The organism is Desulfovibrio sp. Fe33 (assembly GCF_028532725.1).
Taxonomy (GTDB): Bacteria; Desulfobacterota; Desulfovibrionia; order Desulfovibrionales; family Desulfovibrionaceae; genus Pseudodesulfovibrio.
Window position 1 is genome coordinate 363,315 of record NZ_JAQKGU010000003.1, and the last position, 20,572, is coordinate 383,886.

At 58.4% G+C, this 20,572-nt stretch carries 20 protein-coding genes, 1 tRNA gene and 1 rRNA gene; 5 read left to right on the plus strand and 17 right to left on the minus strand.

The genetic code is table 11. The annotated features are described in order from the left end of the window. From PSN43_RS06885 to PSN43_RS06905, 5 genes are all read right to left on the minus strand, one after another. A complete protein-coding gene (locus PSN43_RS06885) occupies positions 1-279 on the minus strand; it encodes a hypothetical protein (RefSeq protein WP_272699984.1) in 279 nt (92 codons plus the stop codon). 217 nt (positions 280-496) lie between these two features. Further along, positions 497-1,087, minus strand: coding sequence for a CDP-diacylglycerol--glycerol-3-phosphate 3-phosphatidyltransferase (gene pgsA / locus PSN43_RS06890; RefSeq protein WP_272699985.1), 591 nt, complete (start codon positions 1,085-1,087; stop codon positions 497-499). Between the two features lie 10 nt (positions 1,088-1,097). Further along, positions 1,098-1,985 (minus strand): Mrp/NBP35 family ATP-binding protein, encoded by an 888-nt coding sequence (locus PSN43_RS06895; RefSeq protein ID WP_272699986.1) that lies wholly within the window; start codon positions 1,983-1,985, stop codon positions 1,098-1,100. 45 nt (positions 1,986-2,030) lie between these two features. Beyond that, positions 2,031-3,002, minus strand: a complete 972-nt coding sequence (locus tag PSN43_RS06900) for a DUF368 domain-containing protein (RefSeq protein ID WP_272699987.1) — start codon at positions 3,000-3,002, stop codon at positions 2,031-2,033. A gap of 11 nt (positions 3,003-3,013) precedes the next feature. After that, a complete protein-coding gene (locus PSN43_RS06905; RefSeq protein WP_272699988.1) occupies positions 3,014-3,658 on the minus strand; it encodes a protein-L-isoaspartate(D-aspartate) O-methyltransferase in 645 nt (214 codons plus the stop codon). 164 nt (positions 3,659-3,822) lie between these two features. Between PSN43_RS06905 and PSN43_RS06910 the strand changes: the two genes are divergently transcribed. The 3 genes from PSN43_RS06910 (at position 3,823) to PSN43_RS06920 (ending at position 6,414) form a co-directional block, all read left to right on the plus strand. Further along, the gene (locus PSN43_RS06910; RefSeq protein WP_272699989.1) at positions 3,823-4,254 is read left to right on the plus strand and encodes a CBS domain-containing protein; all 432 of its coding nucleotides are present in this window, start codon (positions 3,823-3,825) and stop codon (positions 4,252-4,254) included. Positions 4,255-4,417: 163 nt separating this feature from the next. Further along, positions 4,418-5,770: a M23 family metallopeptidase gene (locus PSN43_RS06915; protein ID WP_272699990.1), complete on the plus strand. Its 1,353-nt coding sequence runs from the start codon at positions 4,418-4,420 to the stop codon at positions 5,768-5,770. Positions 5,771-5,883: 113 nt separating this feature from the next. Continuing rightward, positions 5,884-6,414 (plus strand): hypothetical protein, encoded by a 531-nt coding sequence (locus PSN43_RS06920; protein ID WP_272699991.1) that lies wholly within the window; start codon positions 5,884-5,886, stop codon positions 6,412-6,414. On the opposite strand, the gene PSN43_RS06925 is transcribed toward PSN43_RS06920, so the two are convergent. From PSN43_RS06925 to PSN43_RS06970, 10 genes are all read right to left on the minus strand, one after another. Continuing rightward, on the minus strand, positions 6,415-7,398 hold the full coding sequence (locus PSN43_RS06925; protein ID WP_272699992.1) for an ADP-ribosylglycohydrolase family protein: 984 nt from the start codon (positions 7,396-7,398) through the stop codon (positions 6,415-6,417). It abuts the gene before it with no gap. 84 nt (positions 7,399-7,482) lie between these two features. Beyond that, positions 7,483-9,945: an endopeptidase La gene (gene lon / locus PSN43_RS06930; RefSeq protein WP_272699993.1), complete on the minus strand. Its 2,463-nt coding sequence runs from the start codon at positions 9,943-9,945 to the stop codon at positions 7,483-7,485. 103 nt (positions 9,946-10,048) lie between these two features. After that, on the minus strand, positions 10,049-11,305 hold the full coding sequence (gene clpX, locus PSN43_RS06935) for an ATP-dependent Clp protease ATP-binding subunit ClpX (RefSeq protein ID WP_272699994.1): 1,257 nt from the start codon (positions 11,303-11,305) through the stop codon (positions 10,049-10,051). 5 nt (positions 11,306-11,310) lie between these two features. After that, complete coding sequence (gene clpP, locus PSN43_RS06940) at positions 11,311-11,919, minus strand: ATP-dependent Clp endopeptidase proteolytic subunit ClpP (protein ID WP_272699995.1); 609 nt, start codon at positions 11,917-11,919, stop codon at positions 11,311-11,313. A gap of 268 nt (positions 11,920-12,187) precedes the next feature. Next, positions 12,188-13,684, minus strand: coding sequence for a trigger factor (gene tig / locus PSN43_RS06945; RefSeq protein WP_272699996.1), 1,497 nt, complete (start codon positions 13,682-13,684; stop codon positions 12,188-12,190). A gap of 51 nt (positions 13,685-13,735) precedes the next feature. Beyond that, positions 13,736-13,820, minus strand: a tRNA-Leu gene (locus PSN43_RS06950). A gap of 71 nt (positions 13,821-13,891) precedes the next feature. Next, entirely contained in the window at positions 13,892-15,271 is a 1,380-nt protein-coding gene (thiD, locus tag PSN43_RS06955; RefSeq protein ID WP_272699997.1) for a bifunctional hydroxymethylpyrimidine kinase/phosphomethylpyrimidine kinase, read from the minus strand. 89 nt (positions 15,272-15,360) lie between these two features. After that, positions 15,361-15,789: a hypothetical protein gene (locus tag PSN43_RS06960; RefSeq protein ID WP_272699998.1), complete on the minus strand. Its 429-nt coding sequence runs from the start codon at positions 15,787-15,789 to the stop codon at positions 15,361-15,363. A 125-nt stretch (positions 15,790-15,914) separates the two neighbouring features. Continuing rightward, positions 15,915-16,802: a MerR family transcriptional regulator gene (locus tag PSN43_RS06965; protein WP_272700011.1), complete on the minus strand. Its 888-nt coding sequence runs from the start codon at positions 16,800-16,802 to the stop codon at positions 15,915-15,917. 172 nt (positions 16,803-16,974) lie between these two features. Continuing rightward, positions 16,975-17,430 (minus strand): hypothetical protein, encoded by a 456-nt coding sequence (locus PSN43_RS06970; protein WP_272699999.1) that lies wholly within the window; start codon positions 17,428-17,430, stop codon positions 16,975-16,977. A 299-nt stretch (positions 17,431-17,729) separates the two neighbouring features. Between PSN43_RS06970 and PSN43_RS06975 the strand changes: the two genes are divergently transcribed. Next, the gene (locus PSN43_RS06975) at positions 17,730-18,122 is read left to right on the plus strand and encodes a MucR family transcriptional regulator (RefSeq protein WP_272700000.1); all 393 of its coding nucleotides are present in this window, start codon (positions 17,730-17,732) and stop codon (positions 18,120-18,122) included. 42 nt (positions 18,123-18,164) lie between these two features. Here PSN43_RS06975 and PSN43_RS06980 read toward each other — a convergent pair whose 3' ends face one another. Then, positions 18,165-18,800 (minus strand): TetR/AcrR family transcriptional regulator, encoded by a 636-nt coding sequence (locus tag PSN43_RS06980; RefSeq protein WP_272700001.1) that lies wholly within the window; start codon positions 18,798-18,800, stop codon positions 18,165-18,167. 445 nt (positions 18,801-19,245) lie between these two features. On the opposite strand from PSN43_RS06980, the gene PSN43_RS06985 reads away from it, so the two are divergent. Beyond that, the gene (locus PSN43_RS06985) at positions 19,246-20,139 is read left to right on the plus strand and encodes an integrase core domain-containing protein (RefSeq protein ID WP_272700002.1); all 894 of its coding nucleotides are present in this window, start codon (positions 19,246-19,248) and stop codon (positions 20,137-20,139) included. 357 nt (positions 20,140-20,496) lie between these two features. On the opposite strand, the gene rrf is transcribed toward PSN43_RS06985, so the two are convergent. Then, a 5S ribosomal RNA gene (gene rrf / locus PSN43_RS15970) occupies positions 20,497-20,572 on the minus strand; the annotation flags it as partial.

The window sequence follows — 20,572 nt, forward strand, 5'->3', positions numbered from 1 at the left end:
CTACTGAAGCCTGCGCTCAGCCCTTGACCGGGATTGCCGACGAGACAAAGGTCCCTGCAATTCTTTGAGAAAGTTCGATGTCGCAGTCTCGATTCGCTCCACGTCCGATTCGCTCAGCTCAATCTCGTCGATCTTTTCGAGGAACGACTTGAGCACGACGAATTCGTCCAGGAGGGAATGGCCGTTTTCCAACTGCTCCAGCTGTGACTCGAGATCGAGAATGGTCTGGAGGCAGTTGGTTATGCGGACAAGATGTTTGACCGAGCTGGAATCCGACATAAGCATCTCTAATATTTCTCTCTTCGCGTAGTAACCCTTTATTCGGAATCTTGAACAATTATGCCGTACCGAAAACTACCATGTTACCGCCCCCCTGTCATTAGGGAATTTCCTCTGTGGCGGCAATGAGTTGGACGCATCCGGCCGGACGGCGCGGGCGATTCTCGATTTACTCTAGACTCGCCCGGACCGCCCTGCCCGGGCCAATTCCGGCGGCTTAGGCCTCTTCCGCAGAGCCGATCCACTTCCTGTAGAAGTCGTACAGGTAATGACCGCCCGACACCACGGTCAGCACAAGGGCTATATACAGCAGCGCCTTGCCCGTAAACCGGGGATCCCAACCGAAGAAGGGATAGTGGAAGATCAAAAAGCCCACGGCCAGCGACTGGATCAGCGTCTTGGCCTTGCCCAGCCTGTCCGCGGCCACGACCTCGCCCATTTCCGCGGCGATGGCCCGCATTCCGGTGACGGCCAGTTCCCTGCAGATGATGATTATCACCACCCAAGCGGGTACGCCCCACCCCGGTCCGAGCCTGACAAGCATAATCAGAGCCGAACAGATGAGCAGCTTGTCGGCCAGAGGGTCGAGGAACTTGCCCAGGTTGGTGATGGTGTTCTGTTCGCGGGCGATCTTGCCGTCGAAGTAATCCGTGACGCAGGCCAGGAAAAACAACGCGAAGGCGAAGTATGACCCGAAGCGGGAATGAAACCACATCTCGAAGTACAGCAACAGCACCACAAAGGGAGCCGCCAGAATCCGAGCCATGGTCAGGCAATTCGGGAGATTGAAAACTTTCTTCTTATTCATCGCACCCGCCTTATGTGTTTGTGGTCGAGGCAGCCTCTAAACTGTTCTGAGCGGCCGTCGCGATGGTGTCCGCCAACTTGAGGAACGCGCTCTTGGCAAAGGATTCCTCTTCAAGCAAGACCACGGGGGTCCCCAGGTCGCCCGCCACCACCGTGGCCGGATCCAGGGGAATGGCGCCGAGGAAATCCAGGCCGTACTTCTCGGCCAGGTCCTTGCCGCCGCCCTTCTTGAACAGGTCGATGGCCTGATGGCAATGCGGACAGATCAACCCGCTCATGTTCTCCACCACCCCAAGAATCGGGGCCTTGGCGTACTGCAGGAAGTTGATGGACTTGCGCACATCGGACAGGGAAACTTCCTGAGGCGTGGTGACCACGACGGACAAGGCGTCGGGAATGGTCTTGAGCACGGTCATGGGCTCGTCGCCGGTGCCCGGAGGGGAATCGACCACCAGGAAATCAAGCGCGCCCCACTGCACATCGGAGATGAACTGGCGGATGGCGGACGTCTTCATGGGACCGCGCCAGAGCACGGCCTGGTCCGGGTCCTTGAGCAGGGACTCCATGGACACCACGTGAAGGTTCTCGTTGTACTCCTTGGGAACGATCAGGGAGCCCCGGTCGATATCAAGGGTGCCGGAGATGCCCAGCAGGGTCGGGACCGAAGGACCGTGGATATCCACGTCCAGAAGACCGACCTTGAAACCCCGGGCGGCCAGAGCCGCAGCCACGTTGACGGAAACGGAGCTTTTGCCCACTCCGCCTTTCCCGCTCATGATGAACAGCTTATACTTGATCTTCTCCAGGGTGGACCGGATCATCTCATCCTGGATCTTCATTTTGGCGCTGATCTTGCCGTCGCCCCCGCCTCCGCAGGAGCCCGAACTGCACTCACTCATATTGTCTTCTCTCTTTATTGCTTTCTCCCGCAAAGGAGACCCTATTCAATTCGCGCGGTTGGACAACCGCTCCAAAACAATCACGACAAGCACGCCCACCACGAACAGCCCCAAGGCTAGAGCCACTCCCCCGTCAAAGGCGTCGGGGAGGACATTCTGCGTGCGCAGGACATGTATCTTTCCACGAATGACCGTCGATTCCAAGACTTCTTTCCAGGGCCAAACCTTTCGCAGAGCCCCTATCATGAACCCGGTCAGCACGGACACCGTGGCCGCGTGCCACCGGTGCAGCAGGTAATGCAGCACCCTGGAAAACAGGACTATGCCCACTACGGCTCCCGCGGCGAAGACCGCGAGAATCACGAAATTATCCCACAGAAACGGATTCTTGAGGGTCCGAGTCACGTATTCATACTTGCCCAGCATGAGCAGCAGAAACGCCCCGCTGATGCCCGGCAAAATCATTGCGCAGATGGCGATGGCCCCGCACAGAAAAATGAAGGACAGGGTCTCGGGGGTGGACACGGGAATCATGCCCACCAGGAAATAGCAGCCGGCCGCTCCGAGCAGGATCAGGACGCCGTTGACGGCGTTGAGGGGGTTGATCTCTTTTCCGACCACGAAGATGGAGGCCGCGATGAGGCCGAAGAACAGAGACCATATCTCCACAGGATGAACATTGAGCATGTAGTTCATCACACCGGCCATGCTCACCACTGCGGCCAGAATGCCGAACAGCAGACAAGCCAGGAAACGGAGATGCACCTCGGCCAGCGCCCCCGTGAAATCCAGGCGCAGCAACCGCCGGACGAAAAGCGCGTCCACCGAACGGATGGCGTCCACCAACTGGGTGTAGATGCCGGTAATGAAAGCGATGGTCCCGCCCGACACGCCGGGAATTATGTCGGCCCCGCCCATGCACACGCCCTTGAGGCACAACAGGACCGCCTCACGCAGGTTGCACGGGCCGGGGCTGGCCATGAACGCCGCCCTGAGATTCGTCTGACTCCCACTCACGATTCCGCCCCCTACCAGCCGTGGCTCCCCACCAGGTCCACGAAGGCGACGCCGCCCTTGTCCTCGCGGGTGACCTGGCCGTCCTTCTTCTCAACCAGAATGAGGGTCTGGTTCCGGCGCGACTCACCGACGGGGATAAGCATCCGGCCCGGATCGGCCAGTTGGTCCACCAGCGGACCAGGCACTTCGGGACCGCCCGCCGTGACGATGATCCTGTCGAAAGGAGCCTCCTCGGGCCACCCCATCGTCCCGTCATCAAGCTTGAGCTTGACCGAGAACAGGCGCATGTCCATGAACCGCTTGCGAGCGGCGTGAAAAAGTTTCTTGATGCGCTCCACGGTATAGACATCGGCTCCCATATGCGCCAGGACCGCGGCCTGATAGCCCGACCCGGTGCCGATCTCCAGCACCTTCATGCCCGGCTCCACCTGCAGCAGCTCGGACATGAGCGCCACGATATACGGCTGGGAGATGGTTTGCCCTTCGCCGATGGGCAGCGGCCCGTCGCCATAGGCTTTGCAGGCCAGAGCCTCTTCGACGAACGTGTGGCGCGGCAGTTCGCGCATGGCCGCAAGCACGCGCTTGTCCGTCACGCCGCGCGCCTGAATCTGGTCACGCACCATGCGCTCCCTGAGCCTTACCGGATCAACCATCATCTCTCCTGGGGATACGGTGCGCCATGAACGGAAACACCTGCGGGATGCTGAACAGATTTTATCCCCCAAGTCAACTCGGGGGGCGAAGAATGCCCGAAAAGGGAGCAGAAATCTTGACACATTTCCTTCATTGGCGGAGGATATCACTAGACCCAGGAGGAGCTATGCTGAAGGTGAAGGACCTCATGTCGTCGCCGGTCTTCTCCCTCAAGGAGAACGACTCCCTGCACACCGCGCGGGAGCTTATGGACCTGCAACGCATCCGGCACATTCCCATCGTCACGGTGGACAACGTCTTCACAGGGCTCATCACCCACCGGGACATCCTGTCCGCAACCATCTCCAAACTGGCCGGGCTCGACCCGGAAACGCAGAAGGAGATCGATTCCGGCATCCCCATCCGCGAGATCATGCGGGCGGACATCGTTTCGGTAGAGCCCGAGACCTCGCTGAAGAAGGCCGCGCGTCTCCTACTCAACAACAAATACGGCTGCCTGCCCGTCGTCGAAGCCGGGGGGCTGGTGGGCATCGTCACCGAAGCCGACTTCCTGCGCCTGACCATCAACCTGATGGAGGGGCTGGAGCAGGACGCCTGAGGCGTCAGGCCGAACAAACCGTAGCCGCACCTCAACATGCGGCTTTTTTCTTCGTATTCCGACAGATTGGCGGTCCTCTTCCGGATTTAGGCCTTCTTCCCTTGTGTCCTCTCTCTGTCTATTATAGAAATAGTCTAGAATTAATCACATAGGATTGTGCACCATGAGCAAAGATACCAGATTGACCAAAAAGAAAAGCGGCGGCAAGCTGCCCTTGGGCGGCCTTCTCGCCATCATCATCCTCCTGGCCACTGCGGCCGGACTCTTCATGATTTTCCGCGACACAACTCCGCCGGTGGTGTCCATCACCCCGGACACGGAGCAGCTTGGCAAGGAATCCACCCTGACCGTCCAGATAGACGATCCGGGCAGCGGCCTGAAGTCGCTGGAGATTTACGCTGTCCAGGGCGACACGCGCATTCCTCTGGCGGCCAAGAGCTACCCCGGCGGCATCATGCAGGTCCGGGAGGACATTCCCCTGAGCGCGGGCACCCTCAAGGAAGGGAAATTCTCCATCGAAATCACGGCCAGGGACGCTTCCCTGTACCCCTTCGGCGATGCAGGCGTAACCAAGATCGGAAAAGTCTATTCTTTGGACCTGACCCCGCCCCGCATCTATGTGGAGTCCCCCACCAACAACCTGAACCAGGGCGGAGCCGGGCTGATGGTCTATGCCCTGAGCGAGAAAGCCGCGAACACCGGCATCCAGGTCGGCGAGCGCTTCTTCCCGGGCCACCTGCAACCCGGCGGCGAGGGCAAGTTCCTCTATTACTGCCTGTTCGCCCACCCCTGGGATACGTCGGCCAAGGACTTCCAGCCGTTCATCGTCGCCTCGGACGTGGCCGGAAACAGCGCGAAGCGGTCTTTCAACTACCACACCAACCCGCGCGCCTTCCGGCAGGACAGCATCAACCTGTCCGACAACTTCATGGAGCAGACCATCCCGGAATTCCAGGGACTGGTTCCCAACCAGGGCTCTCTGCTCGACCAATACCTTTACATCAACAACACCATCCGCAAGGAAAACCGGGCCAAGCTTGTTGAGTTCAGCCGCCAGACCAGCCCGACCATACTCTGGTCCGGTCCGTTCGTCCGGCTGCCCAATGCGGCCAACCGCGCCCGCTTCGCCGACGCCCGCGACTACATGTACAAGGGCAAAAAGGTGGACCACCAGACCCACCTCGGCCTGGACCTCGCCAGCGTCAAGCAAGCCCCGGTCCCAGCGGGCAACGACGGACGGGTGGTCTACGCCGACTTCCTTGGCATCTACGGCAACGTGGTGGTCCTCGATCACGGCCTCGGGCTACAGTCGCTCTACGCCCATCTCTCGTCCGTTGAAGTGCATCCCGGCGACATGATCACGCGTGGACAGATCATCGCCCATACCGGAGCAACCGGCCTGGCGGGCGGCGACCACCTGCACTACGGCATCATCGTGGCGGGCACTCCCACCCAGCCCATCGAGTGGTGGGACAGCTCCTGGATCAAGAACAACATCACTTCGAAAATTCGTTAACTCACTGAAAACGCGGCCCGCTTCAAGCGGGCCGCATCGTTTTTGGGACGTTTTTTCCCGGAACGATTCCTGCATTGCTTCGACGGGGGAACATCTTTCCCCAAGGAGCTAGCATGAACGTATCAATGGACATGTCCACCATGTGGCCGAACAGTTCGGCCAGGCTGGTCGGTCAATCACGGAACATCTCGCCTGTCGGCGAACAGCCCGCCACGGAGGACACCGATGAAACCTCCGGGTCTCCCCTGTCGTTCAAGAAGGAGCTGCCCCCGGAAGAACAGCGCCGGGTGATCTTCCTGCAAAACCTCCTGGCCCAGACCATGGCCATGGCCGAGGGAAGCCCCACTGACGAACAAAAGGAACGCATCCGCGACATCGAAAAGGAAATCGAAAAGATCACGGGCGTCAAAACCAAATCCCATCTCTCCTCAATGACCGACAAAATGCCCGGGAAAACGGACAAGAAAGAAGAGGAGGAAAGGGAAAAAAGCTACCAGTCCATGGGCATCGACCCCAAGGAAACGACGCACAACAATAACACGACGCCCGCCAAGGGAGACAATCCGGGGATGCAGATGCTCAGGAACAACGCCCTGCTCACCGCCATCAGCACTCTCGGGCTGGGCCAATCCCTTTCCGGCTAACTAATCCAGAACAGAAGCAATTTTTTCCGCATTGGCGAGTATCTCGTCCCGGTCGCGCAAGCCGTCGATGAACCGCTGCGGGATACCGCCGATTCCGACCAGCGCTCCGGAAAGCGCTCCGGTCAGACTGGCGCGCGCCATGTTGTTGCCGCCTCCGTTCACGGCCGTAAGAACCGCCGTCTCGAAATCGGCAAACCGGCTGGACAGCCAATACGCCGCAGGAACCATGAAGCCGAGTTGGCAGGCCAGGCCATAAATCTGGGCGATACGTTCCGGCGGCTCCACCTTGATGGATAAATCCGTCGCCGCCTGATGAACCAGGCCCGGTTGCAGGAATACGTCGATAAGCGCCCTGTCCACCTCCTTCTGAGCCCACCCCATGAGGGACTTGCCCGAATTTTCCAACGTCTTTCCCCGGATCAGCCTGCAAACGGCCAGAATGAAGGCCAGCGACTGCGCGGCCACAAAGGGTTCGGCGTGAGTCAGGTGAATGTTGGACATGGCGTGCGCGGCCAATCCGCGGGGGTCTGCGGCATAACGAGCGGCAAGCATGACCCCGCGCACGGCGGCCTCACCCGAATCCGACAATCCGCCCGCCTCGGCCCACGGAACGCCCCCCTTGCGCGCCTGCCAGACCTCGCGCATGGCGATATCCGTATACCTTCCGCCATGGGGCGTGCCGTCCAGAGTATCGAGGAAACCATCCAGGCGCGCCGTAAAATCGGCCTCATCGTATTCTCCGCGCTCGGCCAGGGAAGCCAGCAGGAGCATGGATACCTGCCCGGTCTGTGAGACATCCCCGGCCAGGCACCCGTCATGGTACCAGCCGGGCTTGGGCGGCATATAGTCCTTGATCCAATCACCGTAAGCCGCCCGCAGCTCATTAAGATCGTAATACCAGTGCGGCCCCAGCCCGAGGGCGTCGCCGATGTACATGCCGACTATCGCGCCCATGGCGCGTTCCTTTCTCGTAATATCGCTCATTCTCAACCTCCAGGTTCTCCGCAGCTTACACGAAAAAAGCCCGGCGGCAAAACCGTCGGGCTTTTTTTAACAGTAATGGGGAACTTACTGGCGGGCGGGCCGCTGGAACTCCTCCTTGAGGAGCCCGGCCGCTACCGGCGCTTCGCCATGGTTGCGAACCCAAACGTTCCGGGAACTCCCTTTCAGGGCCTTGTCGATGACCTGATCCATGGTCTTGACCGGGATCACTTCCAGGTCCTTGAGGATTTCCTTAGGCACGTCCTGCAAGTTTTTCTCGTTCTCCGCGGGAATGAGCACGGTCTTGATGAGACCTCGGTGAGCCGCCAGAAGCTTCTCGCGAAGCCCGCCGATAGGCAGGATGCGGCCGCGCAAGGTGATCTCGCCGGTCATGGCCAGATCGTGACGCACCGGGATGTTCAGCAGCGCGGAGACAAGCGCCGTAGTCAGGGTGATGCCTGCGGACGGGCCGTCCTTGGGCGTGGCGCCGTCAGGCACGTGGATGTGGATGTCCACCAGCCTGTAGAAGTCGGGCTTGAGCCCCAACAGGTCGGACCGGGACCGGATGTAGGACACGGCCGCTTTCGCGGATTCCTTCATCACGTCGCCGAGCTTGCCGGTGATCTCCACTTTGCCCTTTCCGGGCATGAGCACAACTTCCACCAGAAGCATCTCGCCGCCGAGCTGCGTCCAGGCAAGGCCGTTGCACACGCCCACCTGAGACTCTTCCTCACGCTCGCCGTATGTATACTTGGTCACGCCAAGCATCTTCTGCAGACTCTGCTTGGAGATGGTGACGGACTTGTCGCGCTCGTGGGACTCCACGATCTTCATGGCGGTCTTGCGGCAGATGGAGGCGATCTCGCGCTCCAGATTACGAACGCCCGCTTCCTTCGTGTAGTAACGGATCACATCCAGGACGGCATTGTCCGAGACCTTGAGATTCTCAGGGTCGAGGCCGTGCTGCTTGATCTGCTTGGGCAAAAGGAAGCCCTTGGCGATCTCCATCTTCTCGGTTTCCAGGTAGCCGGGCAGCCGGATGATCTCCATGCGGTCCTGCAACGGCAACGGAATGCCTTCCAGATTATTGGCCGTGGTGATGAAGAACACCTTGGACAGATCGTAATCCAAATCCAGATAGTGATCGTTGAATGCGTAGTTCTGCTCCGGGTCCAGCACTTCGAGCAGGGCCGCGGACGGATCGCCGCGGAAGTCGGCGGACATCTTGTCCACTTCGTCCAGGCAGATGACCGGGTTGTTGAACTTCACCCGCTTCAGCGACTGAATGATCTTGCCGGGCATGGCTCCGACGTAGGTCCGGCGATGGCCGCGAATCTCGGCCTCGTCCCGCACTCCGCCCAGGGACAGGCGAAGGAACTCGCGATCCATGGAGCGGGCGATGGAACGGGCGATGGAAGTCTTGCCCACGCCAGGAGGGCCGACAAAACAGAGGATGGGACCTTTCATGGTCTCCACCAAGGTCTGCACGGCCAGATATTCGAGAATGCGCTCCTTGGGCTTTTCCAGGCCATAGTGGTCCTCGTCGAGGATGGCCCGGGCCTTGGAGATGTCCACATCCCTGTCGTCCTTGAGGTTGTCCCAAGGCAGGTCGAGTACCCAGTCGATATAGTTGCGGACCACGGTGTACTCCGCACTGGACGACTGCATGGTCCGCATCTTCTTGATTTCCTTGCGGACCCGCTCGCGGTTTTCCTCGGACATGGGCTTGGCGTCAAGCTGTGCCTCCAGCTCCTGCGCCTCGGCCTGGGGATCGTCGTCGCGGCCCATCTCCTTGTTGATGGCCTTGACCTGCTCGTTGAGATAATACTCCCGCTGGTTCTTCTCCATCTGCTCCTTGACGCGTCCCTTGACGCGCTTCTCGATGGAGACGATCTCGATCTCGCCGAGCAGGAGCTCATAAACGCGCTCCAGACGACGATTGGGGTCGAGCTCTTCAAGAATCTCCTGCTTCCGCGAGAAATCGATCTTGAGGTGCGGCATGATCTGGTCGGCGAGCTGGCCCGCGTCCTTGATGGTGGACATGGCCAGAATGGCCTCGGGAGCCACCTTCTTGTTGACCTTGCCGAATTCCTCCAGGGAATCCTGGACCACGCGAATAAGCGCGTTGGCTTCGGCAGAATCCACACCGGCTTCATCCAGGGTCCGGAACCGGGCCTTGGGGTAGTCGCCCTCCTCTTCGGCGTAAGGGATCATGTCGATTTCCGGGTCCCACTCAGCGCGGGACACGCCCTCGAACAACACCTTGATGGTGCCGTCGGGCAGACGAAGCATCTGCAGAATCTTGCTGACCGTACCAACCCGATACAGGTCGCCCGCTTCGGGGTGTTCCTTTTCCGGGCTCTTTTGAGTGACCAGGAATATCTGCTTGCCGAAGTCTGCTACCGCGGTCTCTATGGCCTTGATGGAGGCCTCACGTCCCACGAAAAGCGGGACGATGGATTTCGGAAACATAACCACTTCCCTCAACGACATCATCGGGAGGGTCATGGCATCAGGGGATTTCTTGCCGTCGAAACTGAATGTCGGCATTAATTCCTCCGAGGGTTAAAATAAGGCGTACGCCCCCGAAATGGGGGATACCGCCGATGCAGTGAAAGTAAGGCCCGCGGGCGGAATGTCAATCCAAGGCGTCCTATGCGGACTTCACTTCCTGATGATACATCAGCAGCGGATCCATGTCCTTCTCGACCACGGCCGTGTTGATCACGCACTCGCGCACGTCGGGCATGGCCGGAAGCTTGTACATGATGTCGAGCATGGTCTTTTCCAGCACGTTGCGCAGGCCGCGCGCGCCGGTTTTGCGCTCGATGGCCTTCTTGGCGATGGCCCGCAGCGCATTCTCGGTGAAGGTCAATTCCACCTTGTCCAGCTCGAACAGCTTTCTGTACTGCTTGATGAGCGCATTCTTGGGCTCGGTCAGGATGCGCACCAGGTCGTCCTCGGTCAGCTCCTCCAAGGCGGTCTGCACCGGGATACGGCCCACGAACTCGGGAATCAGGCCGAACTTGATGAGATCCATGGGCTCGGCCATGGCGAAAAGCTCACCCAAGCCCATTTCCTTCTTGGCCTCGACCTTGGCGCCGAAGCCCATGCCGGAGCCCTGTCTGCGCTGCTGCACGATCTTGTCCAGACCGATGAACGCGCCGCCGAGGATGAACAGGATGTTCGAGGTATCCATGCGGATGAACTCCTGCTGGGGGTGCTTGCGCCCTCCCTTGGGCGGGATGTTCGCCTCGGTGCCCTCGATGATCTTGAGCAGGGCCTGTTGAACGCCCTCGCCCGACACGTCGCGGGTGATGGACGGGGAATCGCCCTTCCGGGCGACTTTGTCGATCTCATCGATGTAGATGATGCCCCGGGAAGCCGCGTCGATATCGTAGTCGGCGTTCTGGAGCAACTGCACGAGAATGTTCTCCACATCCTCGCCCACGTAACCGGCTTCGGTCAGCGTGGTGGCGTCGGCAATGGCGAACGGCACCTTGAGCACCCTGGCCAAGGTCTGGGCCAGCAACGTCTTGCCCGATCCGGTAGGCCCGATGAGCAGGATGTTGGACTTGTCTATCTCGACATCGTCGGAAGCCGTATTGGCCGCGGCGTACAACACGCGCTTGTAGTGGTTATGCACGGCAACGGCCAGGATCTTCTTGGCCTGGTCCTGCCCGATGACATACTGATCCAGCAGGTCCTTGATCTCCTGCGGAGGAAGCAGCCGACCATCCTCGAATTCCTCGCTGATGGTCTCCTGAGCCATGATGTCATTGCACAGGGCGACGCACTCGTCGCAGATGTATACGTCCGGCCCGGCGATGAGCCGCTGCACCTTCGCCTGCGTCTTGCGGCAGAACGAGCAGCACAGATCCGGTGAATTGTTCTTCTTTTCGGTCGTCATGACGTTTAACCCTTAATGCTTTCGTCCACGTCGGCCCTGGACGTCATGACCTTGTCGATGAGTCCGTATTCGAGGGCTTCCTCGGACGACATGAAATAATCGCGGTCCGTGTCCGCGGTGATCTTCTCCAGAGACTGCCCGGTGTGGTGGGCAAGAATACCGTTCAGCTCGTCCTTCATGCGCAGAATCTCCTTGGCGTGGATGGAGATATCCGACGCCTGGCCCTGCGCGCCGCCCAGCGGCTGATGGATCAGGATGCGGCTGTGCGGCAATGCGTAGCGCATCCCCTTCGCTCCCGCCGCAAGCAGCAGCGAACCCATGCTGGCCGCCTGACCGAGGCACAGGGTGGCCACGGGTGCGGAAATGTACTGCATGGTATCGTAAATGGCCATGCCTGCGGTCACGACGCCGCCCGGCGAGTTGATGTACATATAGATTTCCTTTTCCGGGTCTTCGGACTCCAGGAAAAGGAGCTGGGCGCAAATGAGGCTGGCCACGTGATCGTCGATGGCGCTGCCGAGCAGAATGATCCGGTCTTTGAGAAGCCGGGAATAAATATCGTACGCACGTTCGGTGCGGCCGGTTGTTTCGATGACCATCGGAATGGCGACCATGTATGTCTCCTTGAAGGATATTGGGCGGTTTATCGGAAGACGGACGGAAAACATTGTTCTCCGGCTGCCCCGAAACGGGCGATCAAGGCCCGTATCCACTCAGTTTTACGACATTCAGTATGAGATATTTCCCCTGTGAGGACAAGGGGAAACTTCCCACGCTCACGGAACCAAATAGGCATCCGCGAGGCAAGGTCAAGAGCGGCTGAAAAAAACGGCGGCCCGGAAGTTCCCGGACCGCCGCTCGTCTTGTTTCGTTTCCGAAAGCCTAAGCCTGTTCGGCTTCGTACTTGTCGGCACGCTCCTGGAGCTTGGACAGGGAATAGCTCTTGGCGGTGGACTCCTTGATGCCCAAGATGTTCACGGCCCAGTCGACAGCCTCGGCCTTGTCCTTGAACTGGATGCCGCCGGACTTCGCCGCGCCGTCCGTATCGGACTCGGAAGCGGTCTCGTCCTTGGCGGCTGCGCCCGCGGCGGGCGGAGCGATCAGCTTGACCTCGGCGGAATCGTAAATCAGTTCGGAAGCCTTGTCGCAGAGCAGACGATCCTTGAGAGGAACGATGAGGTTGTTGTCCTCGTAGTACTTCTTCAGCTCGTGCAGGGGCTGGCGGGACTGCATGGCCAGATGGGACAGGGTGGCGTCGATCTCCTCGGGGGAGATTTCCAGGCCTTCCTCGGCGGCGACGGCCAGCAGCAGGATCTCCGTCTTCACCGAGCCTTCGGCCTCGGTGCGGAAGCCCTCACGCAGCTCTTCGGGCGTCTTGCCCAGAGACTGGAAGCCTTTGCCCTGGCGGTCCAGGCGGTATTCCAGGTCCTTCAGCAGACGATCGATACGATCCTCGACCATGGCGGGCGGCAGCGGAAATTCGTCGATGCCGTCGATGATGGAAGTCAGCAGCTCGCTCTGGGCGGCGGACTTGCTCATCTGCTTGCGCTGGGAGGCGTAGGACTCGCGGATACCCTTGCGCATGGTCTCAACATCCTTGAATCCGGCCTTCTTGGCCACTTCGTCGGTCATCTCGGGCTTGATGCGCTCCTTGACCGCGTGCAGCTTGGCCTTCATGGTCACGGTCCGGCCAGCCAGATTCTCATTGATGAAGTCGGCCGGGAAGGTGATGTCCGTCTCGCCGGCTTCGCCGGGAGCCAGGGTCTTGATGAGGTCCTCGAACTCAGGCAGGGCCTGGTTCTGGCCCAGGACCAGGTCGAAGTTCTCGGCCTGGATGCCCTCGACGATCTGGCCGTCCTGGTAAGCGCCAAAGCTGACGGAGGCGACCTCGCCGTCCTTCGGAGGACGAACGTCTTCGATAACCTTCACCTCGGCGTTGTTTTCGAGAATGCGCTCCTCGACCTCGGCGACCTCGTCGTCGGAGACTTCAACTTCCACTTCCTCGACCTCAAGGCCCTTGTACTTGGGCAGGTCGAGCTTGGGCGCGACCTCGAACTCGATGGAGTAGCTGAAATCCTCGTCCCGAACCAGTTCCTCGGCATCCACATCGATGCGGGACATGGGTTGCAGGGACAGACCGCTCAAAATTTCGTTGATCTGGTAGTTGATCAGATCGGTAGTGGCTTCGCCATAGACCTGCTTGCGGTACTTGGACTCGACGACCGAGGACGGCACCTTGCCCTTGCGGAAGCCCTTGACGTCGGCCTGCATACGATACAGAGCCACAGTGGCGGAGAGAGCGGCGTTGACCTCTTCGGCAGGGACCTCCACGGTGATCTTGCGTTTCACCGGGGAAAGTTCTTCAACATTGTATTCCATGAGACGTATCCTCCTCAAACGCCTGGGCAGGCGCGTAAATATGGCATTTTGTGGTGCGGGCGGAGGGACTCGAACCCCCAAACCGTGAGGTACCAGATCCTAAATCTGGCGCGTTTACCAATTCCGCCACGCCCGCAAAAAGAACGTGCTGTTTAAGCAAGCTCTCGCGCATATGTCAACCTATAGGGGCGTCGCTGTGACGGAAATCTACACTTCATCGGCGTTTCCGACCAGTTGGTCGACAATTCTGCGCAAAACGGCCAGCAATTCGTCCGCATTTTCGGCCAGCAAATGGATGACCGGCTCTCGGCCCATGCCGCCCGGATCACCCAACGCCCGGACATTCCCCGGCGCCGGATGCGACTTGAGGGCTTCCAGACCGCCCCACTCTTCAAACCCACAACCTTCGTCGCCGACATACTCGGGCCGCCCTTCCCAATCCATCCAAGTGACCTCTATGTCAAGCTTTGCAAAGACTTGGCGAACAGCCGCGCCGCCGCGCAGCATCATGGCACATTGGACCTCGGGCCGCACCCTCCGGGCGGACAGCAGCAAAGCCGCTGAACGTTCATTCGTTCCGAACTCGGGATAGCCCACCACTTCCACCCCGCCACGCGCCAGGGCAATGAACCCGCCGGAAAATCCGGCCACATCGCGAATGGAGTCTGCAAAGGGCACAGCCACAGCCACATTGGTCCGGCCGCGCGGCAGCAAGGCCTCGACCCCGGGAACAATCGCAAGCCGCCTTCCAATTTCATCAACCACGGCAAGAGCCCCTTCCTTGGCGCGCTCTTTTATCCACGGCGCGAGGTGATTGGGCGGGCCGCCCCCTTCACCCAGCCTATACCCGGCCCGCAAGGCCAGGTTCAAATATTCCTGGGCGCGCAGGATTGCCGCCTCCATGTCCAGCCCCCGGGCCAGCCCGGTGGCGATGGACGCGGACAGGGTGCAGCCGGTGCCATGGGTGCAATCCGTGTCGACCCGCTGCTGCATGAAGGGAATCGGTTCGGCTCCAGGGCGCATGAACCAGTCGGTCACGGCCAGAGAGTCGGCGTGTCCTCCCTTGATAAGCACCGCTTTCGGCCCCATCTTGAGAAGCAGCTTACCGGCCAGGAAGACATCCTCCCTGTCCTTTATCTTCATGCCCGTAAATAACTCGGCCTCGGGCATGTTCGGGGTAAGCAGGTCCGCCAGAGGGAACATCCGTTCCACCATGGCCTCCACCGCGTCGTCCTGCAAAAGCTTGCCTCCCGAAGTGGCCACGCAGACCGGATCAACCACCAGGGGGAAATTTTTGTTCGCCAGGCCTGCGGCCACGGCCTCGATGATCGGAGCGGAAAAAAGCATCCCCGTCTTGGCCGCATCCACCCGGATATCGTCAAGCACGGTCTTGAGCTGCAAGGCCACGAACTTGGCCGACGGGGCATGGATGCCGGTCACCGCAGCGGTATTCTGGGCGGTCAGCGCCGTAATGACGCTCGCGCCGAAACCGCCAAGCACGGTGATGGCCTTAAGGTCGGCCTGAATGCCGGCCCCGCCGCCGGAATCGGAACCGGCGATGGTCAGGACACAGGGAAGTCTTTCCATGGTTCAACCTCCAAAAAAACAACGATCATCGGCGGGTGCAACCACCCTCATACCGACAATCGCAAAAAAAAGCGGCCCGAAGCCGCCGATCAACCGCAGGACAGCTTGACGTAGTCTTCGACCGAAACGCCGTTCCAGGCCTTGCTGACCCAGAAGGCTGTAGCCCAAATCATCAGGGCGGTGGCCTGGAGATCGGTCAGGCGGCGGAGCTTGACCTCTAGGTTGCTCTTGCTCGCCCCATGCTGAATGTGAACGCTGTGCTCGTCGCACGCCTCCTCGACCCGAAGCAGCAGGTACGCCTGCTTGGACTGGTTGGGCAGCAGCTTCACTTCACGGTGTGATTCCAGAATGGTCTTGAGCTCGGCAATGGAAAAATCGCTGGATACATTGCGGATGGACTTGAAGAAAACGTCGACGGCCCAAGGCAGGATGAACTCGGCTCCGGCGCTCTTGGTCTTGAAATAGTCCTTGAGCCACTTTTCCTGATCATGAGTAATTCTTGCAGCGACCTGGGGCATACCGTCTCCTCCAAATGAACCGGCGAAACTTGGTGCCTGACAATATATTCGGCAGTAGCTATATAATTGAAACGACCGAATCAATCAAGAGTTTTTCTAGAAGAAGATTAAAACAATTACGATTGTTACCCGGTGAAAACAGCCTTCAACTGGCGGAACAACGTCAGCAAAAGCGCATCTGGAGCATCGTTGCCGTCGATATTGAGCCGAATAATCTCCGTAACAGTATTTCGACTCGGCGTGACCGTCCTCCTCGCCACCAACAGGATATTCTGCTCTTTTCCGGTGACGGAATCCTGAGTGCACACACCAAGCACCCAATGATCGTCCTGCCGTGTCCAAGACGTTTCAACCGCCACGGCATCCGACTCCTTGCGCTCGATGAGCTGAACGAAATCCTCAAGCGAAAAATGCTTGCGCCCCTTGCCCTGCACCCCAAGATATTCGCCACCGGAAGCGATAACCAGCGGGCTGGACAAAAATTCGGAAGAGGGAAAATCGATAGCCCCGCCGCGCTCTCGACCCGACAGCCTGCGCTTGAGCGCAGTGATCTCCTCCCGCAACGAACGGACAGCCTCCTCCCGCCTGATGGCCTCCGCCTCACGCTCCGCGCGCAAGGCCGCCACCTCGTCTCTCAGGGAACGGATTTCGCTTCGGAACAGCGACTGATCATTCAACAGGTCGGCCATTTCGGACAGCACCCCCGCAAGCTCCTGAACGGTACGCGAGGACACGGTTTGTTCAACAGATTGATCAAACCGTGTATCGTCCATCAATGCGCCGAATTTCAAGGCCAACTGCTGCTCAATTTGTTCAGTGGACCAATTGTTGTTGAACATCTTTCGAATCCTCCTGAAGATTTCCAAGACTTCGACCGGATACCGTGTCCGGCGTCCGCCTCCCCCCTCTGACGGGATAAATTTCTCAAACTTATCCTTATAATACACGACAGTTGAAGGCGGTATATCCAACCGCCGTCCGACTTCGCGCAAACTGATAAATTTTCTATCCATCTCGCAACCACGTTGTTCATTTCTAATCAAACAACTAGACAAAAACAAAAAACTACCAATATGTCAATATATTTTCGGTCAACATTGATTAATTATGATCAACAAAAAATCCAAAAAAAGGTGCGGCAATTAATTGCCGCACCTGCGTTCCAATTCTTATCCGAGGCGGGAATTACTTTTCCAACTCCCCACGGACCTCCTTGAGAGACTCCATGATCCCCTGCATCTTGTCGCGCAGGGGTTGGTCCTCAAGCGTATTGCCGAGATAAGCGGCCTTCATGGCCATCTCGTTAACCATGTCGTGAGCGAGCATCCGCTTCATCTGTGCGGGGAGTCCTTCCTCCATCTGCAACATCCGTTCATCCAGCTTGCTGACGTCCTGACGCAGTGCGCCAAGACTCTTCACTTCTTCGGTCAGCCCGGCGATGTTGCGATTCATTCCGAAAAAGAAAATTACCAACAGGACAACGACGAGCAGGGAAACAATGACCGCCACCTTGCTCATGTCGCGACTGGTGGCGCTGGCGGCCGCGGAGGGAGCCACGGGCTGCTCCTCAGCGGAATCATTGGAGCCCTTCTCGGTGTGCACAGCCTCTAACTTGTGGATTTTATTACCATCCGAACTCATTCCTCTCTCCATTGATTGTGCTTTATTCGATAATAACGTCTCAACACTTTGCCGTATACTTCACCCAGCCTGAGGAATCAAGACCGCAGAGAATAAACGGCTGGCCCTGTGTTTTTTTCGCGAACTTGACTCAAAAATCAATTACTCTTCGCAGTATGCTGAATCATAATATCTTGACACAGAACGGCATATGTTTAATAGAATTTAGTTGCGGTAAAGTTTTACATTACAACATTGGACGCGGAACGATGTTTGGTTTCACTCCTCTTCCGATGGTCCGAACAACTAAGGAGATTCCCATGGAAGACTATTTGCAGCAAGCGTTGGAAATCGTGAAGGCACAGGCCAGCGTACGGACCATGACCGAAGAAGAAATTACGTCCATGGTACAGAAACTGGCCGCCGGTATTAAAGCCATCGCTGAAGGCGAAGCCGTAGACAGCGCAACCCCCACAGCCGTGGATCCGCAAAAAGCCATCCGCGAAAAATCCATCCTCTGCTGTGCCTGCGGCAAATCCTTCAAAGTACTTACCAAGAAGCATCTGGCCACACACGGCATGACTCCCGAGGAATACCGGGAGCAATACGGCTATAAGAAAAAGCTGCCCCTGGTGTGCAAATCTCTGCAGCGCGAGCGCCGCAAGAAGATGAAGGAAATGAAGCTCTGGACCAAGCGCGGCAAAACGAAATAGGCTTGTCGGCATAAAGGCCCAGGTTGTTAACCTGGGCCTTTGTCATCTTTGCAGCGTCCGCTCAAGCAACAAGTCGAAAGTATCTTCGATCCGCTTCCAGCCCGATTCGGAACGGACATCCACGCCGCCCAGACTGTCATGTATGCGCGACCTGACCGCAAGGGAATTGACTGCAGCGGCCAAAATCATGACCAATGCGGTTAAATCGACTTCCTCTGGCGGATCCGCCTGCATCAACTCGAAAAATTCCAATGCGGTCTTGACCCGGACCTCTTCCAATCCACGGGTCAGTTCGTTACGCACGACTCCTTCCCAGGCCAATATTTCAAGCGTCTGCGGCCTGCGCAGAATGGCCCGCAGATACCGCTTGAAAAATTGGGACATGATCTCATGGGGGGCCATTTCGCGAATGCGCTCAGTGTCGCCGCCGAGCAATTCTTCAGCGGTTGGCCAGAACTCGACAGTCCGGCCGTACTCGGCGACAAGCCCTTCCAACCCATGATAATAACGATAAATCAGCTTCTTATCCACGCCAGCTTCACGGGCGACCAAGTTCACGCCCAACCGTTGAAAACCGACTTCGGCCAGCACCTTGCCCACGGCCTTGACCAGCTTCTCCTTGGTGATTTCCTTATTCCGGATGGGTATGACCTTGGGTACGGCCTTCAACTTCGTCACGTCCCCTCCTTCATGGCTTAATCGGGCTCAAACTCACTATCTCAAACCCGAACAACCCCGGCAAGAACAATCCCCTCGCTCAACCGAAACTGGCCATACGTGTCTCCCCCCAAGACTAAACGGGTAAATGCCCTGCTATTATTAGTCCTAAAGATACAGCCCTGGTACATAGGGAACACATTAGTCCGGGGACAGGGGTAATACCTTAGGCATTGAAGCCTGGAGGTGCACATGCCCTGGAGCAATTTGAAACCTATGGATAAAAGACGGACTGTCGTCGTGGAGCCGAGACTGCGGGGTGAGCCGAAGGTGTCCCTATGCCGAAAGTATGGAATCAGCCGGAAGACGGAGTACAAATGGCTGAACGGATGCCAAACACGCAGCGCACGGATTTTGTACGCTGAGCCGTGGACCGCGTCGGTGTCCGCACAAAGCATCCATCGAAATGCGCGAGGCCATTGTCGCCCTGCGCAAGGCGAATCCCGGCCAAGATCCCCGCAAGATCGCCGGAGAATTCCGGGCCAGGGGCTTCAAGGCCCCCTCTCCCAACACCATTGCCGTCATCCTGAAAGAGGAAGGGCTGACGCGGCAAAAAAGAAAACGCAACGCCTGGTTCCGCCAATGGCCAGGGCAATTGACCGTCCCCGACCATCCCAACCATGTCTGGACCGTGGATTACAAGGGCTGGTTCCGGCTGTTGGACAAAACCATTTGTTATCCTTTGACAATCATGGACCTGCACAGCCGTTTCATGATCGGTTGTATCCCTCTTTCGCGGCCCGCATTCGACCCGACCTGGGCATCATTTGACCGTTTGTTCCGTCGTTTCGGTCTTCCCGAGATCATTCGGGTGGACAACGGAACACCCTTTGCCGGACGCGGGGCCGGAGGAATTTCCCGGATGAGCGCGCTTTGGCTGCGGCTGGGCATTGACGTCGAGTTTATCGAACCCGGCAAGCCGCAGCAAAATGGCTCGCATGAAAGGATGCATCGCACTTTGAAACGAGAATTCCGCAAGGGCCGGAACATGCGCCAGCAGACACGGCTCATGCGCTCCTGGCGCAGGATTTACAACCATAGGCGCGGTCACGAGGCGCTTGGCATGGCTGTGCCCGCCAGCAGATACGTCAGATCTGTTCGGAGTTTTCCCCCTATCATCCCGGATTTTCAATATGATGAGGGCGAAGCTGTCAGGCGTGTCAAACGCAGCGGGGAAATCCTATGGGCCGGGAAAAGGCGATACGTCAACCAGGGGTTGCGCGGTTGCTCGGTAGGGCTGCTGGAAGATCAAAACGGCGACTTGATTGTTTACGCAGGATCGGTCCTGCTGGGGCTTTGAAAAAGGGACGGCTCCGGGGGCCTGATCAGGCCCCCGGAGCCAAAACAGGAACGGTAAAAGTGTTACCTATGTTCCCGGGCAGAAGTGTTACCCATGTCCCAGGTTGCACAAAGGACAAAGCAACAGGCCCGAGTTAACTCCCCTACGTTGGCAAGAGGACACTGCGAAGCAAGGAAAAACCCGCGCCGAAGGCGCATACAGGGGATGCAAGGGTGCGAGCCCTTGCCCGCCGGAGGCGAAATCATCGGGTTATTGCCGCGAAGCGGCTTTCGACGCCTGACTTTCGCCTTCGGGCAGTGAACGGAACAACCCCAAAAGAAAAAGCCCCCGGTCGAAAAGACCGGGGGCTGAAATATTCCTTGGCGGCGACCTACTTTCCCACACGCTACCATGCAGTATCATCGGCGATGGAGGGCTTAACTTCCGGGTTCGG